General features: G+C 64.2%; 13 protein-coding genes. 8 read left to right on the top strand and 5 right to left on the bottom strand.

Annotated features, from left to right (window positions below):
- Positions 1-21: 21 nt before the first annotated feature.
- Positions 22-405 (bottom strand): gamma-butyrobetaine hydroxylase family protein, encoded by a 384-nt coding sequence (locus P0652_RS10180; protein ID WP_284178708.1) that lies wholly within the window; start codon positions 403-405, stop codon positions 22-24.
- Positions 406-674: 269 nt separating this feature from the next.
- Here P0652_RS10180 and moaA point away from each other — a divergent pair, with 269 nt between their 5' ends.
- Complete coding sequence (gene moaA / locus P0652_RS10175; RefSeq protein ID WP_284179084.1) at positions 675-1,688, top strand: GTP 3',8-cyclase MoaA; 1,014 nt, start codon at positions 675-677, stop codon at positions 1,686-1,688.
- Positions 1,689-1,703: 15 nt separating this feature from the next.
- On the opposite strand, the gene P0652_RS10170 is transcribed toward moaA, so the two are convergent.
- Positions 1,704-3,464 (bottom strand): methyl-accepting chemotaxis protein, encoded by a 1,761-nt coding sequence (locus P0652_RS10170; protein ID WP_284178707.1) that lies wholly within the window; start codon positions 3,462-3,464, stop codon positions 1,704-1,706.
- A 217-nt stretch (positions 3,465-3,681) separates the two neighbouring features.
- Here P0652_RS10170 and P0652_RS10165 point away from each other — a divergent pair, with 217 nt between their 5' ends.
- From P0652_RS10165 to P0652_RS10155, 3 genes are all read left to right on the top strand, one after another.
- Positions 3,682-4,590 (top strand): DMT family transporter, encoded by a 909-nt coding sequence (locus P0652_RS10165; protein WP_284178706.1) that lies wholly within the window; start codon positions 3,682-3,684, stop codon positions 4,588-4,590.
- Between the two features lie 215 nt (positions 4,591-4,805).
- The gene (locus P0652_RS10160; RefSeq protein WP_284178705.1) at positions 4,806-5,408 is read left to right on the top strand and encodes a TRAP transporter small permease subunit; all 603 of its coding nucleotides are present in this window, start codon (positions 4,806-4,808) and stop codon (positions 5,406-5,408) included.
- A gap of 167 nt (positions 5,409-5,575) precedes the next feature.
- Entirely contained in the window at positions 5,576-7,282 is a 1,707-nt protein-coding gene (locus tag P0652_RS10155; RefSeq protein ID WP_284179083.1) for a TRAP transporter large permease, read from the top strand.
- 74 nt (positions 7,283-7,356) lie between these two features.
- Here P0652_RS10155 and P0652_RS10150 read toward each other — a convergent pair whose 3' ends face one another.
- The 3 genes from P0652_RS10150 to P0652_RS10140 all read right to left on the bottom strand — a co-directional run bounded on the left by P0652_RS10150 (position 7,357) and on the right by P0652_RS10140 (position 10,292).
- Positions 7,357-7,809 carry an AAC(3)-I family aminoglycoside N-acetyltransferase gene (locus P0652_RS10150; protein WP_284178704.1) on the bottom strand — a complete coding sequence of 151 codons (453 nt, stop codon included), beginning with the start codon at positions 7,807-7,809 and terminating at the stop codon, positions 7,357-7,359.
- Positions 7,810-7,896: 87 nt separating this feature from the next.
- A complete protein-coding gene (locus P0652_RS10145; protein ID WP_284178703.1) occupies positions 7,897-8,985 on the bottom strand; it encodes a TRAP transporter substrate-binding protein in 1,089 nt (362 codons plus the stop codon).
- Positions 8,986-9,176: 191 nt separating this feature from the next.
- Positions 9,177-10,292 (bottom strand): Mrp/NBP35 family ATP-binding protein, encoded by a 1,116-nt coding sequence (locus tag P0652_RS10140; protein ID WP_284178702.1) that lies wholly within the window; start codon positions 10,290-10,292, stop codon positions 9,177-9,179.
- Between the two features lie 294 nt (positions 10,293-10,586).
- On the opposite strand from P0652_RS10140, the gene P0652_RS10135 reads away from it, so the two are divergent.
- From P0652_RS10135 to P0652_RS10120, 4 genes are read left to right on the top strand one after another with little or no spacing between them, the layout of a single operon-like run.
- Positions 10,587-11,363, top strand: coding sequence for a transporter substrate-binding domain-containing protein (locus P0652_RS10135; protein ID WP_284178701.1), 777 nt, complete (start codon positions 10,587-10,589; stop codon positions 11,361-11,363).
- A 52-nt stretch (positions 11,364-11,415) separates the two neighbouring features.
- On the top strand, positions 11,416-12,141 hold the full coding sequence (locus tag P0652_RS10130) for an ABC transporter permease (RefSeq protein ID WP_284178700.1): 726 nt from the start codon (positions 11,416-11,418) through the stop codon (positions 12,139-12,141).
- The gene (locus P0652_RS10125) at positions 12,138-12,854 is read left to right on the top strand and encodes an ABC transporter permease (RefSeq protein WP_284178699.1); all 717 of its coding nucleotides are present in this window, start codon (positions 12,138-12,140) and stop codon (positions 12,852-12,854) included. Before P0652_RS10130 ends, P0652_RS10125 begins: the two co-directional genes overlap by 4 nt.
- A 42-nt stretch (positions 12,855-12,896) precedes the next feature.
- Positions 12,897-13,766, top strand: coding sequence for an NAD(P)-dependent oxidoreductase (locus P0652_RS10120; RefSeq protein ID WP_284178698.1), 870 nt, complete (start codon positions 12,897-12,899; stop codon positions 13,764-13,766).
- Positions 13,767-13,824 lie beyond the last annotated feature (58 nt).

The raw sequence follows: 13,824 nt of genomic DNA, 5'->3' as shown, positions 1-13,824 counted from the left end.
TTTTCATGCCGGGCATCAGGGTCAGGCGCGCCGGCGCGGCTCGCGGCTCAGGCCCTTCGCCTCCAGCTCGGCGAGGTATTCGGCAAATAGCGCCTCGCGGTCCCGGCCGAAGCGGTAGAGCAGCGGCCAGCCATAGATGCCGGAATCATGCAGATCGTCGAAGCGGATCCGGATCGCGTAATTGCCGACCGGCTCGACGCCGAGAATCATGACATCGCGCTTGCCCGGTACCGTCTTGCGCTCGTCAGGCGTATGCCCCTGCACCTCGGCGCTGGGACTCATGACGCGCAGCATTTCAGCGGGAATCTCTGCCGAGAACCCGTCATCGAAACTCACCTGCAATGCCTTGCGATCGCTACGCACCCGCAGCTCGACCGGCCAGACTGTGCTCCTGCCTTCTTCCATTCCAGATCCCCTGCCCGGCCCTATCCGTCCGGCCCGGCAACAGATGGACCGGCAGGCGGGAGGGATCAACCCCCGGCCGGGGACGGCCCGGGCGGTTTCGCGGCGTCGCCTTCCGGCCAGTGGCTTCGTTTGCAGGCCCGGTTCTTCGTGCCTGCGCGCCTCTCTTGCAGGCTCGGATCTTTTGTCTACTTGCCCTTTCGCCCGTCCGGTCTCATCTGTAGAAGAGCCCAGTGACAGGCCTGCAGGACAAGACGGAGCGTCAACCCGCCATGCTGCCCCACTCTTTGCCCCCGATGATCGACCCGTTCGGTCGGTCGATCTCGTATCTCCGCGTCTCGGTAACGGATCGCTGCGATTTCCGCTGCGTCTATTGCATGAGCGAGAACATGACCTTCCTGCCGAAGGGAGATCTCCTCAGCCTCGAGGAACTGGACAGGCTGTGCAGCGCCTTCATCCGCCGGGGCGTCCGCAAGCTGCGGCTGACCGGTGGCGAGCCGCTTGTGCGGCGGGATATCATGACGCTGTTCCGCAATCTCGGCCGCCATCTCGAAACCGGCGCGCTCGAGGAGCTCACCGTCACGACGAATGGCTCGCAGCTGTCGCGCTTCGCGGGGGATCTGGCCGCCTGCGGTGTGCGGCGGATCAATGTCTCGCTGGATACGCTCGATGCGGCGAAGTTCCGCCAGATCACCCGCTGGGGCGCGCTCGACAAGGTGCTCGAGGGGATCGATGCGGCGCAGCGCGCCGGGCTCAAGATCAAGATCAATGCCGTCGCGCTGAAGGATTTCAACGAAGACGAGCTTCTCCCCATGATCCGCTGGGCCCATGGCCGCGACATGGACATCACCTTCATCGAGGTGATGCCGCTGGGCGAGATCGACGGCCAGCGGGTGGATCAGTACCTGCCGCTGAGCGAGGTGCGCGCCCGGCTGTCGCAAGCGCTGACGCTGGAAGCCAGCAGCCACCGGACAGGTGGCCCGGCCCGCTATTTCAGGAGCGTGGAAACCGGTGGCCAGGTCGGGTTTATCACGCCGCTGACGCACAATTTCTGCGAAAGCTGCAACCGCGTCCGGCTGACCTGCACCGGCACGCTCTACATGTGCCTCGGCCAGGAGGATGCGGCAGATCTGCGCAAGCCGCTTCGGGCCAGCGAAAGCGATGACGCGCTGATGGAAGCGATCGACCGGGCCATTTCGCGCAAGCCCAAGGGCCATGATTTCATCATCGACCGCACCACGAAGCAGCCGGCGGTTGGCCGCCACATGAGCGTGACCGGCGGCTGAGGCCGCTCGATCGCCTCAGATCTTGAAGGCCATGCGCGCGCCGCCCCAATGGCGCGAAGCGATGATCAGCGGCGCGTCGGTCTCCTTCATCGCAACCTTCACGCCATTGCCCATATCGCGGTGGTAGGGCTGGATCAGATACGGTTTCAGCACGCGGGCCGCCAGCAGCCCCGCACGGTCATCGAAGATGCGGCGGTTGCGGCAATTGGCGATGTTCCAGGCCCGATCGCCCTTGCGCTGCGGCTGGCTGACCGCCTTGACATGCACCGGCAGATAGCCGTTGCGGTCCACCGCCGCGCAGAAGGCGAGGCTCGGGAAAGCCGTCATCGTCCGTTCGATGATCGGCGGCAGGATCACCTCGAAGCGGGACAGATAGGCCGTCGAGAATTGTGGCGGATCGCTTTCGGGAATGCGCTTGTAATCCGTGTCGAAAAGCTGGGTGAGATTGAGCCGGCCGGCCGCCAGTTCGCCCTCGATCGCGGCGGTGATCTCGCGGGCGAAGGACTGGACCGCCTCGATGACCGGCTGGTTCTCGTGATGGAAGGCCGCCATCGCGGCCTGGACCTTGGCGATCACCTCGGCCGACGGCTCGATGAAGCGGCAATGGGCACCGAGGCTGGAGACATTGACCACCTCGATCCGGACCTCGCCGATGCGGGCAATATCCGCCTCGCCGCGCTGGCCGACGGCAGGGGCAAGGCCATCCTGCGCGCGGATGAGCATGCCGCCCTCGCTGATGTCGAAGGTCCGGCAGGCCAGCGTGTTGCCACCGAACCGCAACCGGACCGGCAGGTCGATCGGGACGCGCTCGTCGCGCCGGTCAGCCGCCGGCATCGTCCGAAGGATAGTGACGACGCGGCGCCCCAGCTCCTGCGCCTCGTTATAGGCCATGCCGGACAACTCGCCGGCATCCTTCGAGGTTTGCGCGGCATGGTCGGCAAGACCGGTGACCTCCTCGACGACACCGCTGACTTCCTCGAGCGCTTTCCGGGCCAGCTGCATCCGCACAGACAGGTCGAGGATCGTGGTGCGCTGTTCGTTGGCGGCGCCGGCAATGGTCTCGCAGACAGGGGCAAGCCCGCCGATCTCGGCGCGGATCCGCTCCATGTTGCTGATGGCGTTCTGGCTGGCCTCGCGCAGGTCATCCATCCGGTTGCGGATGGCACTGACGGATTGTGCTGCCGCGACCGAGAGGGATTTCACCTCGCCGGCAACGACCGCGAAGCCGCGCCCGGCCTCGCCGGCCCGCGCTGCCTCGATCGTGGCATTCAGCGCCAGCAGGTTGGTGCGGGTCGAGATCTCGCTGATGCTGTTGAGCATGCCGCCGATTTCCGCGACAACGGCACCGAGCCGCGCCATCAGGCCGGCGGAATCATCGGCGGAAGCCAGCGTCGCCTGGGCCCGCTGCTGGACATTCGAAACCGTGGCGGTGATCTCGTCGGCAGCCTTGCCCATCTCGTCGGTGGAAGCGGCGATGCCGGAAATCTCGGCATTCACGCGGCCGCTCGAATCCAGCAGCCGGGTCATGGCAAGGCGAACCGTGTCGAGGCGCTCAACGGACGCCACTGAATGGTCGCGGGCATCCTGAACCGAATGGCCGAGATTTCGGACGACGCGCAGGACGTCATCCTCGAACAGATCGAGCGCCTCGCGCAGGGCGGCTTCAGTCTCGATTCCCGACGCGGCCACAGCTTCTGTCGCCACGGTTTCAGGCAGGGCGGCAGGCGGCATGTCGGAACCGGCACGTCCGAACAGGCGAGCCCTCAGATTCTTCATCTTTGTCCCTGACCTCGGAACTGGTTACACGTTGTCCAGTTATCATAGACAAACATACCTAACGCGGGGTTAAGGCGTGCCCCCGCGCTTGCAGGAATGCCAGGCCGGGGGATGGCCTGAGTCCGGGGTGGACCAAGGTCCGGTATGGTCATGGCGGGGTAAAGCCGCTACAGATACCGGCCCCGGAAGCACTCCGCTTCACATCCCTCGAATTCTCGTGCTGCAATCCCAGAAAAACCTCCGCGGCATCCTCATGATGGTGCTGGCCATGGCGTGCTTCGTGTTCAACGACACGCTGGTGAAGCTGGCGCGCGTCACGCTCGAAGCCGGCCAGATCCTCGTCATCCGCGGCATTGTGGCGCTGGTGCTGCTGATGATCTGGCTCCGCGCCTCCGGCATGATGCGCCGCCTCGGTGATGCGGCCCATCCGAAGCTGCTGGCGCGCGGCGGGATCGAGGCGACCATCGCGATGAGTTTCATCACGGCGCTCGGCGTGATGCCGCTGGCGGATATCACCGCCATCCTGATGGCTGCGCCGCTGATCATCACCGCCCTGTCGATGGTGCTGTTCGGCGAGCAGATCGGCTGGCGGCGCTGGAGCGCGGTGATGGTGGGCTTCGGCGGGATGCTGCTGGTGGTCCGCCCGGGCGGGACCGGCATTCCGCTGCTCGCCCTCGTCCTGGCGATCTACTCGGTGATCGGGGTCGGCCTGCGCGACCTGCTGACCCGGCGGATCCCGATGGATATTCCCAGCGTGGTCATCGCGTTGACGAGCACGCTCGGCACCCTGCTCGGCGGGCTGATACTGGTGATCGCCACCGGCATCTGGCGCCCGTTCGGCATGGCCGAAATGCTCTATGCTGCGGGGGCCGCCGCCTTCGTCATTCTCGGCAATCTCGCGATGATCGAGGCCTGCCGGGATGTCGAATTGTCGGTCGTCTCGCCCTTCCGCTATGTCGTTATCGTCTGGGCCGTGTTGCTGGGAATTCTCGTCTTCGGCGAATGGCCGGCGCCGATCGCCCTGCTGGGCATCGCGCTGATCGGGGCGAGCGGACTTTACACCCTCCACAGGGAACGCATCCGGCATCGTGAGGAACTCCGCGCACCGGCACCGGACAGGGGTTGATTTTCTCCCCGTTCCCGTCAAGTTGCAGGGCCTGCAGGGGTCAGCTATCACAATTCGGCATGGCTCATATGCTGAATGCCGGGGGCTGGGCGCGTTGTTGCGTCGTCCTCTCTGTGCCAATGCGAAACGGCCCGGTGAAAGTCCGGACGGTTTCGCTGACAACGAACGCAACAGGTCGGAAAACCGGCCGGTTCTGTGCCCAAGGGGAGAGTGGCGTGGAAAACCTACTGAAAATCAGTTCGCTGATCGATAAGATCAATGAGCGGATTGGCCATTTCGTCAAATGGCTGATCCTCGCTGCCGTGATCGTTTCAACCGGGAATGCGGTGATCCGGAAGGTGTTCAACCAGAGCTCGAATGCCTGGCTGGAACTGCAATGGTATCTGTTCGGCGCCGTCTTCATGCTCGGCGCGGCGTATACGTTCCTGAAGAACGAACATATCCGCATCGACATTGTCACCGGGAATTTCCGCAAGCGTACGCGCGACTGGATCGACGTGTTCGGCCACATCTTCTTCCTCGTCCCGTTCTGCTGGATCATGATCTACCATGGCTGGCCATTCTTCATGCGATCCTTCGAACTCAACGAAGCGTCGATGAATGCCGGCGGTTTGTCCGTCTGGCCGGCCAAGCTGCTGGTTCCGGCCGGCTTCATGCTGCTCTTGGCGCAGGGCATCTCCGAGCTGATCAAACGTTACGCGATCATCAAGGGTGTAATCGAGGACCCGAATGCAGCGGTCGGCCACCATGCCGCAGCGGAAGCGGAAGCTGCCCGTCTGCTCGAGGTAGCCAAGGCCGAAGCTGCGAACCGCTCCTGATCCGCCCTTTTCGAGGAATTCCGATGTCCAAGCGTTTTCCCTTCTGGCTCGGCGGATCTCTGCTGAGCGCCGCCCTCGCCCTTGTCTTCCTGGCCGGGTTCGGCACCGAGGCCGCCCAGGCGGCCACCCAGTATCCTCCAGGCTTTATCGGCTTCATCACCCATTACATGGCGCCGATCATGTTCGCCTCGCTGGTGGCGCTGCTGCTGATGGGCTACCCGGTCGCCTTCGCGCTGGCGGCCTGCGGCCTTCTCTATGCCGTTGTCGGCATCGAGCTGGGCCTGTTCGTGCCAAACTTCCTGCAGGCGCTGCCGGAGCGTGTCTATGGCACGATGAACAACGACGTGCTGCTTGCCATTCCCTTCTTCACCTTCATGGGGCTGATCCTTGAGCGGTCGGGCATGGCGGAAGACCTTCTCGACACGATCGGCCAGCTCTTCGGGCCGGTCCGCGGCGGTCTGGCCTATGCGGTTATCTTCGTCGGCGCCCTGCTGGCCGCAACGACCGGGGTCGTCGCCGCCTCGGTCATTTCCATGGGACTGATCTCCCTGCCGATCATGCTGCGCTACGGCTATGACCGCCGTGTCGCCTCAGGCGTCATCGCCGCCTCGGGCACGCTGGCACAGATCATCCCGCCTTCGCTCGTCCTGATCGTCATGGCCGACCAGCTCGGCCGTTCGGTCGGTGACATGTATGAGGGCGCCTTCATCCCGGGCATGGTGCTCTCGGCCCTCTATGCGGGCTATGTCTTCCTCGTCTCGGTGATCCGGCCGTCGTATGTGCCGGCCCTCCCGAAAGAAGCCCGCACATTGGGCGGCGGTGTCGGTTCCCTGATCGTCTGCCTCATCCTGGCGGTCGCGCTCACCTATTTCCTGAAGGACCGTTTCGTCGGCCATGTCCAGCCGGGCTCGGAAATGATCCTCGCGGCCTTTGCTGCGATGGTCATCGTGTATATCCTCTCGCTGATCCACAAGTTCATGGGCCTGAAGATCATTTCCCGCCTGTCGCAGGAAGTGATCATGGTGCTGATGCCGCCGCTGGGCCTGATCTTTCTGGTTTTGGGGACGATCTTCATCGGTCTCGCCACGCCGACCGAAGGCGGCGCCATGGGCGCCACCGGAGCGATGCTCATCGCGATGGCCAAGCGCCGTCTGACGATGAGCCTTGTCTCGCAGGCACTCGACTCCACGGCCAAGCTCTCGGCCTTCGTGGTCTTCATCCTCGTCGGTGCGCGCGTCTTCTCGCTCACCTTCTATGGCGTGAACGGTCATGTCTGGGTCGAGGAACTGCTGACCTCGCTGCCGGGCGGCCAGGCCGGGTTCCTGATCGTCGTCAACATCATGGTCTTCCTGCTGGCCTTCTTCCTCGACTTCTTCGAGCTGGCCTTCATCGTCGTGCCGCTGCTCGGCCCGGCGGCCGAGAAGCTGGGGATCGACCTGATCTGGTTCGGCGTCATCCTCGGGGTGAACATGCAGACCAGCTTCATGCATCCGCCCTTCGGCTTCGCGCTGTTCTACCTGCGATCGGTGGCGCCGAAGGTGGCCTATGTCGACAAGGTGACCGGCAAGGAAACCGAGCCTGTCACCACCGGCCAGATCTACTGGGGTGCCGTGCCGTTCGTGGTCATCCAGTGCATCATGGTCGCGCTGGTCATCATCTTCCCACAGATGGTCATGCACTACAAAGGCAGCCAGGTTCAGGTCGATCCGGCCAAGATCGAGCAGCAGCTGAAGAACCTGACGATCCCGGGGCTCGATTCCCCGGGCGGCTTGCCGGGGCTGGCCCCGCCGGGTGGCGGGGGCCTGCCGGGTCTGCCGGGGCTGACACCGCCGGCTGGCCCGCCGCCGGGGCTCGAACCGCCGAAGCCGCAATAAGCGGCTCTCGCCGAAGATCAGGAAAGCCGGGCCTCGCGCCCGGCTTTTCCGTTACCGGTTCTGGCGAAACCCGGTCAGACCGGGATATCGAAATGCAGCACGTCCTCGCGGCGGCCCAAACGGGCATAGAGCGCGATGGCGGGGTCATCCTCGAGATCAGCCTGCACGAAGATGACATGGGCGCCGCCGGCCCGCGCGATGGGCTTCAGCGCCTCGATCAACCCTGTGGCGATGCCCTGCCGACGGGCCCTCGCGGACACGGCGAGATCGTAGAGATAGGCCTCGCGCCGCTCCTGTTCGAATTTCTGCAGGAAATAGGCCGCCAGCGCACCGACCACGGCGCCATCCTGTTCCGCCACGAGGGCCACGAAGTCCGGGTTGGCGAGGAGACTGTCGCGCCAGGCCGAGCCGGGGCGACGGTCGCCATAGGCGGCGCGATCCTCGAAGGCATCGGCGAACAGGTCGAGCATCGCGTCAAACCCCGCCTCATCTCCCGGGGCGAGGCGACGGATGGTCCAGTCCGGCATGGTTAGTCCCTCCAGAGTTCTGGCAGGGTCCCAACGAAAAACGGCGGCCCGAAGGCCGCCGTTCCTGTTCCGTGACCGGAAATCCGATCAGCCGCGGGCGCGGGCGCGGATCATGAAGTTGTCGAAGGTGTATTCGGCCACCTGCCACCAGAGATACTGGTCGCCGCGGAAGGCCATCATGTTGTCGTGGACCTTCTTGAACTTCGGATTGGCAGCAGCGGTTTCCGCATAGAGTTCGTTGGCCGCCTTGTAGCAAGCTTCGAGAACATCCTGCGAGAACGGACGGAGCTGGGTGCCAGCCGCGACAAGCGCCTTCAGCGCAGCGGGGTTACGGGCATCGTACTTGGCCATCATGTCGGTGTTGGCCTGATGCGAGGCGGCTTCGAGAACCGCCTTGTAGCTCTTGGGCAACGCTTCCCACTTGGCCTTGTTGATGAAGAAATGCAGCGCGGCGCCGCCTTCCCACCAACCCGGATAATGATAGAACGGGGCAACCTTGTTGAAGCCGAGCTTCTGGTCATCATACGGACCGACCCATTCGGCCGCGTCGATCGTGCCCTTTTCAAGGGACGGATAGATATCGCCGCCGGCAATCTGCTGCGGCACGCCGCCGAGCTTCTGCAGCACGCGGCCGGCAAAGCCGCCGATGCGCATCTTGAGGCCGTTGATATCCGCAACCGACTTGATTTCCTTGCGGAACCAGCCACCCATCTGGCAGCCGGTATTGCCGCCCAGAAGCGCGTGGATCTGGTAGCCGGCATAGAACTCGTTCATGAGAGCCATGCCACCGCCATGCATGAACCATGCATCCTGCTGGCGGGCATTGAGGCCGAACGGAACGGCGGTGCCGAAGGCGAAGGTCGGATCCTTGCCGACATAGTAATACGAGGCGGTGTGGCAGACCTCGACCGTGCCGTTGGTGACCGCGTCCGCAGCCTGCAGGCCCGGGACGATTTCACCGGCCGCAAAGGCCTGGATCTGGAACTTGTTGTCGGTCATTTCCGCGACAGCCTTCGCGAAGGTGTCGGCCGCGCCATAGATCGTGTCGAGCGACTTGGGGAAGCTCGATGTCAGGCGCCATTTCACTTCAGGCATGCTCTGCGCGATAGCCGGCGCGGCAATCGCAGCGGTCCCGAGCCCGGCCCCCGCAGCAGTCAAAAACTGACGACGCTTCATGCGTTTTCTCCCTCTTTCAACGCGTGCTTTCCACGAACGGGACAGTCCCTACCCTTGGAAACGCCGGGCAAGTTGTAGGGAACATCCAATCTTTCGCAACCTTTTTCATAGCGCCCCGACCCGGGGGCACCCGGCGTTTTCAGTATGAGTATTATGTGATTTTCGCATATGTGCAATGCACATGGCGCGGATCAGGCATCAAAAACAATGCGGGGCGCCGGCCTCTGCGTGGCCCCGCCCTCGAGGATGTCCCAGACCTTCGCGGCGATCCCGCGATAAGCGACAGCATGGGGGCTGTCGGGCTCCGAAACGACGACCGGCGTGCCGGCATCGGATTTCTCGCGGATCGACATGGTAAGCGGGATCTCGCCGAGGAAGGGCACGCCCTGGCGTTCGGCCTCGGCCCGCGCACCGCCATTGCCGAAAATGTCGTAGCGCTTGCCGGTATCGGGGGCGATGAAATAGCTCATGTTCTCGATGATGCCGAGGATCGGGACCTCGACCTTGCGGAACATCGCCACACCGCGGCGGGCATCGATCAGCGCGAGATCCTGCGGCGTGGAGACGATGACGGCGCCGGCCAGCGGCACATTCTGCGCCATGGTCAGCTGGGCATCGCCGGTGCCGGGCGGCATGTCGACGACGAGGATGTCGAGATCGCCCCAATCCACCTCGCGCAGCATCTGCTGGATGGCCGAGATGACCATCGGGCCCCGCCAGATCATGGCAGCTTCCTCATCCACCAGGAAGCCGATCGACATCACCTTGATGCCGTAACCCTGCATCGGGTTGAGCGTGCGGCCTTCCTTGAGCGTCGGCCGTCCATGGATGGCAAAGAGTTTCGGCATCGAGGGGCCATAGATATCCGCATCGAGCACGCCGACGCGCAGCCCCTGCGCAGCGAAGCCGAGCGCGAGGTTGCAGGCGGTGGTCGACTTGCCGACACCGCCCTTGCCGGAAGCCACCGCGATGATGTGGCGGATGCCAGCGACCTGCACCTTCGCCTGTCCGCCCGGGCCGGGCTGGGCGGGCTTTGCCGGCGCGGCCGCTGCCGGTTTCGGCGGAGCCTCGGCGGTCAATGTGACGAGGGCGGAGGTGATGCCGGGCACGGCGCGGGCCGCCGCCTCGGCGGCTTTCCGCAAGGGCTCGGCTCCGGCCACCTGCGCGGCGGGCACTGTGATGGAGAAATAGGCCTTGCCCTGGTGGATGACGATTTCCGAGAGCGCGCCGGATTCCGCCAGCGAACCGCGCCCGTCCGGCATTGCCACCCCGGCCAAAGCCTGCCGGACCTGTTCCCTGTCTGCCATCGTTCCTGCCTCGTGCCTGCCGTCCGCGCGTTTGCGACCGCGCTACGGCAGATAGGGCGCGGGGTCGGGATTGGTCAATCAGCAAGCACGCGGAGCGCGCAGCGGGCACACCGCTCGCGCGGGAGGCGCAAACGGGCGGGATCGCGGCAAAAAGGGTGTCCGCCGCGACAAAAATAGTGGGATGGGGACATTGCCAAATGCCCCGAACTTATCTCACTCTAGCCAAGGGCCGCCAGAAGGCGGGGTCGAAAGCCGTTGCACACGGGGCTGTGCAATCCAGCAGGGAGAGAGAAAATGAAGTTGCTGCGTGTGCTCGTGACGTCTGCCATTGTCGCCATTTCCGGTGCGGCCATGGCACAGACGAAGGAATGGAAGGAAATCCGCATCGGCACCGAGGGCGCCTACCCGCCCTACAACAATCTCAACGCGAAGAAGGAACTCGAGGGTTTCGAGATCGACTATATGAACGATCTCTGCGCGAAGATGAAGGTGAAGTGCACCTGGGTGGTCCAGGACTGGGATGGCATCATTCCGGCGCTGCTGTCGAACAAGTATGATGTCATCGTGGCCGGCATGAATGCCACGCCCGAGCGCCAGAAGCGCGTCGACTTCACGAGTGTCTACACCTCGACGCCGATTGCCATGGTCGGCGCGAAGTCGATTACCTCGACCGACATCTCGCCGAACGCGCTCAAGGGCAAGAATATCGGCGCGCAGGGCTCGACGATCCACATGAATTACCTCGAAGCCTATTACAAGGGCTCGACCGCCCGCCCCTACCCGACCCAGGAAGAGGCCAATCTCGACCTGCTCAATGGCCGTCTTGACTATATCGTCGCCGATCTCGAGGCCCTCGAGACCTTTGTGAAGGGTAAGGGCAAGGATTGCTGCAAGATCATCGCCGAGGTGAAGCGCGATGCGGCCATCCATGGCCCGGGCGTCGGCATGGCCATGCGCAAGGGCGAGAAGGAACTGGCTGCGATGCTGAACAAGGCGATCGCCGATTCCAAGGCCGATGGCAGCCTCGACAAGCACGCAATGAAGTGGCTGGGCAAGAAGGCCATCCAGTAAGCATCGGCGTTCCGGCGGCACGGATTCCCGTGTCGCCGGCTCCCATTTGATCATGCAATATTATCTCGATCTTCTTTCTTTCGGTCCGGAAGGCTGGGGCGACGAATTGCTCGCCGGCGCGCTGGTCACCATTTCGATCGCGCTGGCGACCTTGCCCTTCGGGCTCGCGCTCGGCCTTGCCATCGCTTTGGCCAAGCGTTCCCGCTCCTGGACGCTCCGCACCTTCGCCACGCTCTACACCACGATTTTCCGCGGTGTGCCGGAACTGCTGACGCTCTACATCATCTATTTCGGGGTGCAGGTGCTGCTCCAGGGGGTCTGGTCCGCTCTTGGCCTGCCCGGAAATCTCGAGATGTCGCCCTTCCTTGCCGGCATGGTCGCGCTTGGTGTCGTGCTTGCCGCGTTCTCGGCGGAAGTCTGGCTCGGCGCCCTCAACGCGATCCAGAAAGGCCAGCGCGAGGCGGCGGCCGCGCTCGGGCTGACGAAATGGCAGGCCTTCCGGCTGGTGGTTTTCCCCCAGCTGATGCGTGTCGCCCTGCCCGGCCTCGGCAATAACTGGATGGTGCTGCTGAAGGAGACCTCGCTGGTCTCGGTGATCACGCTGCAGGACACGATGTTCATCGCCACGCGGGCAAATGTCGTGACCAAGGAACCATTCCTTTTCTTCGGCGCCGCGGCACTGATCTATCTCTTCTTCTCGGTCATCTCGACCTGGGGCTTTGACCGGCTCGAGGATCGGGCCAATCGCGGCCATGCCCGCGCGGGAGCTTCGCGATGACCTGGTGTGAATATCCCGGCGCGTGGATCGGTCTCGAGGTCCTCCAGAATTACGGCTGCCGGATGGCCAGTGGCCTCGGGCTCACCCTGCAGCTCGTGGCGATCTCTTTCGGCCTCGGCATCGCCATCGGGCTTGGCCTTGCCGTGCTGCGCCTGCGCGGCCCGAAGCCGGTGCGGATGATCCTGCATGGGTACATGACGTTCTTCCGCGGCACGCCGCTGCTGGTGCAGCTGTTCCTGATCTATTACGGGCTCGGCTCGTTTCGGCCGTTCTGGCAGGAGGTGGGCCTGTGGTGGTTCTTCCGGGATCCGCTCTATTGCTGCCTGCTGGCCTTCACCATCAATACTGCCGCCTACCAGGCCGAGATCTTCCGGGGGGCGCTGCAATCCCTGCCATACGGGCAGGCGGAGGCGGCGCGGGCGCTCGGCATGCGGCCCTTCGCGATCTTCCTCCGGGTGGAGATGCCGCAGGCGATGATCGTGGCCCTGCGCCCGCTCGGCAACGAATTGATCGTGATGATCAAGGCGAGTGCCCTTGCCTCGCTGGTCACGCTGTTCGATCTGATGGGGGCGACCCGGCTGGCCTTCGCGCGAAGTTTCGACCTCTCCATTTACCTTGTGGCGGCACTGATCTATCTCGCTTTGGTGGAGATCATCCGGCGGGTCTGGGATGGTCTGGAAATGCGGCTCACCCGGCATATGGCCCTGCGGTGAGACCGCCGGGCATCGGCCTCCGGGCCGAACGGGAGATCAGAAATGGCGGAAGTGGCTTTCCTCGGGCTGGGCGTGATGGGCGCGCCGATGGCGGGGCATCTCAAGAACAAGGGCGGCCATGCCGTCACGGTCTATAACCGCACCTTCGCGAAGGCCGAGGCCTGGGTGGCCAAGCATGGCGGCGCTGCCGCGAGAACGCCGAAAGAGGCGGCTGCCGGCAAGGATTTCGTTTTCGCCTGCGTGGGCAATGACGATGACCTGCGCGCCGTGACGATCGGCCCCGATGGTGCCTTCCAGGCGATGAAGCCGGGCTCGATCTTCGTCGACAACACGACCGCCTCGGCCGAGGTCGCGCGTGAATTGCATGCGGCAGCCAAGGCGCGCGGCATCGCCTTCATCGATGCGCCGGTCTCGGGCGGCCAGGCCGGTGCGGAGAACGGTGTGCTGACCGTGATGTGCGGCGGCGATGCCGAGCCCTTCGCCAAGGCAGAACCGGTGATCATGGCCTTTGCCCGCGCCTGCCGCCTGCTCGGCCCGTCAGGGGCCGGCCAGCTCGCCAAGATGATGAACCAGATCTGCATTGCCGGGCTTGTGCAGGGCCTCTCGGAGGCCGTGCATTTCGGCAAGCGCGCCGGCCTCGATGTCGAGGCCGTGCTCGAGGTGATCTCCAAGGGCGCTGCCGGCTCGTGGCAAATGGAGAACCGCGGCAAGACCATGGTTGCCGGCAAGTTCGATTTCGGCTTCGCCGTAGACTGGATGCGCAAGGATCTCGATATCTGCCTCGCCGAGGCGCGCCGCAACGGTGCCCATCTGCCGGTGACGGCTCTGGTCGACCAGTTCTATTCCGAAGTGCAGAAGATGGGCGGCAACCGCTGGGATACGTCCAGCCTGGTCGCCCGACTGGACAAGTGATTCCGCACCCAGCTGCACTGCAGCCGAACTAAAGCGGCGCCAGACATGAAAAGGCCGG

Origin of the sequence: Rhabdaerophilum sp. SD176 (assembly GCF_030143245.1) — a bacterium.
Lineage (GTDB): Bacteria > Pseudomonadota > Alphaproteobacteria > Rhizobiales > Beijerinckiaceae > Rhabdaerophilum.
This window is presented reverse-complemented; position numbering and strand designations above follow the sequence as displayed.

Bases quoted from the DNA above. Each gene is read 5' to 3' on its own strand.
- P0652_RS10180 (WP_284178708.1), bottom strand. From the start codon at position 405: ATGGAAGAAGGCAGGAGCACAGTCTGGCCGGTCGAGCTGCGGGTGCGT.
- moaA (WP_284179084.1), top strand. From the start codon at position 675: ATGCTGCCCCACTCTTTGCCCCCGATGATCGACCCGTTCGGTCGGTCG.
- P0652_RS10170 (WP_284178707.1), bottom strand. From the start codon at position 3,464: ATGAAGAATCTGAGGGCTCGCCTGTTCGGACGTGCCGGTTCCGACATG.
- P0652_RS10155 (WP_284179083.1), top strand. From the start codon at position 5,576: ATGGCGCCGATCATGTTCGCCTCGCTGGTGGCGCTGCTGCTGATGGGC.
- P0652_RS10150 (WP_284178704.1), bottom strand. From the start codon at position 7,809: ATGCCGGACTGGACCATCCGTCGCCTCGCCCCGGGAGATGAGGCGGGG.
- P0652_RS10145 (WP_284178703.1), bottom strand. From the start codon at position 8,985: ATGAAGCGTCGTCAGTTTTTGACTGCTGCGGGGGCCGGGCTCGGGACC.
- P0652_RS10140 (WP_284178702.1), bottom strand. From the start codon at position 10,292: ATGGCAGACAGGGAACAGGTCCGGCAGGCTTTGGCCGGGGTGGCAATG.
- P0652_RS10135 (WP_284178701.1), top strand. From the start codon at position 10,587: ATGAAGTTGCTGCGTGTGCTCGTGACGTCTGCCATTGTCGCCATTTCC.
- P0652_RS10130 (WP_284178700.1), top strand. From the start codon at position 11,416: ATGCAATATTATCTCGATCTTCTTTCTTTCGGTCCGGAAGGCTGGGGC.
- P0652_RS10125 (WP_284178699.1), top strand. From the start codon at position 12,138: ATGACCTGGTGTGAATATCCCGGCGCGTGGATCGGTCTCGAGGTCCTC.
- P0652_RS10120 (WP_284178698.1), top strand. From the start codon at position 12,897: ATGGCGGAAGTGGCTTTCCTCGGGCTGGGCGTGATGGGCGCGCCGATG.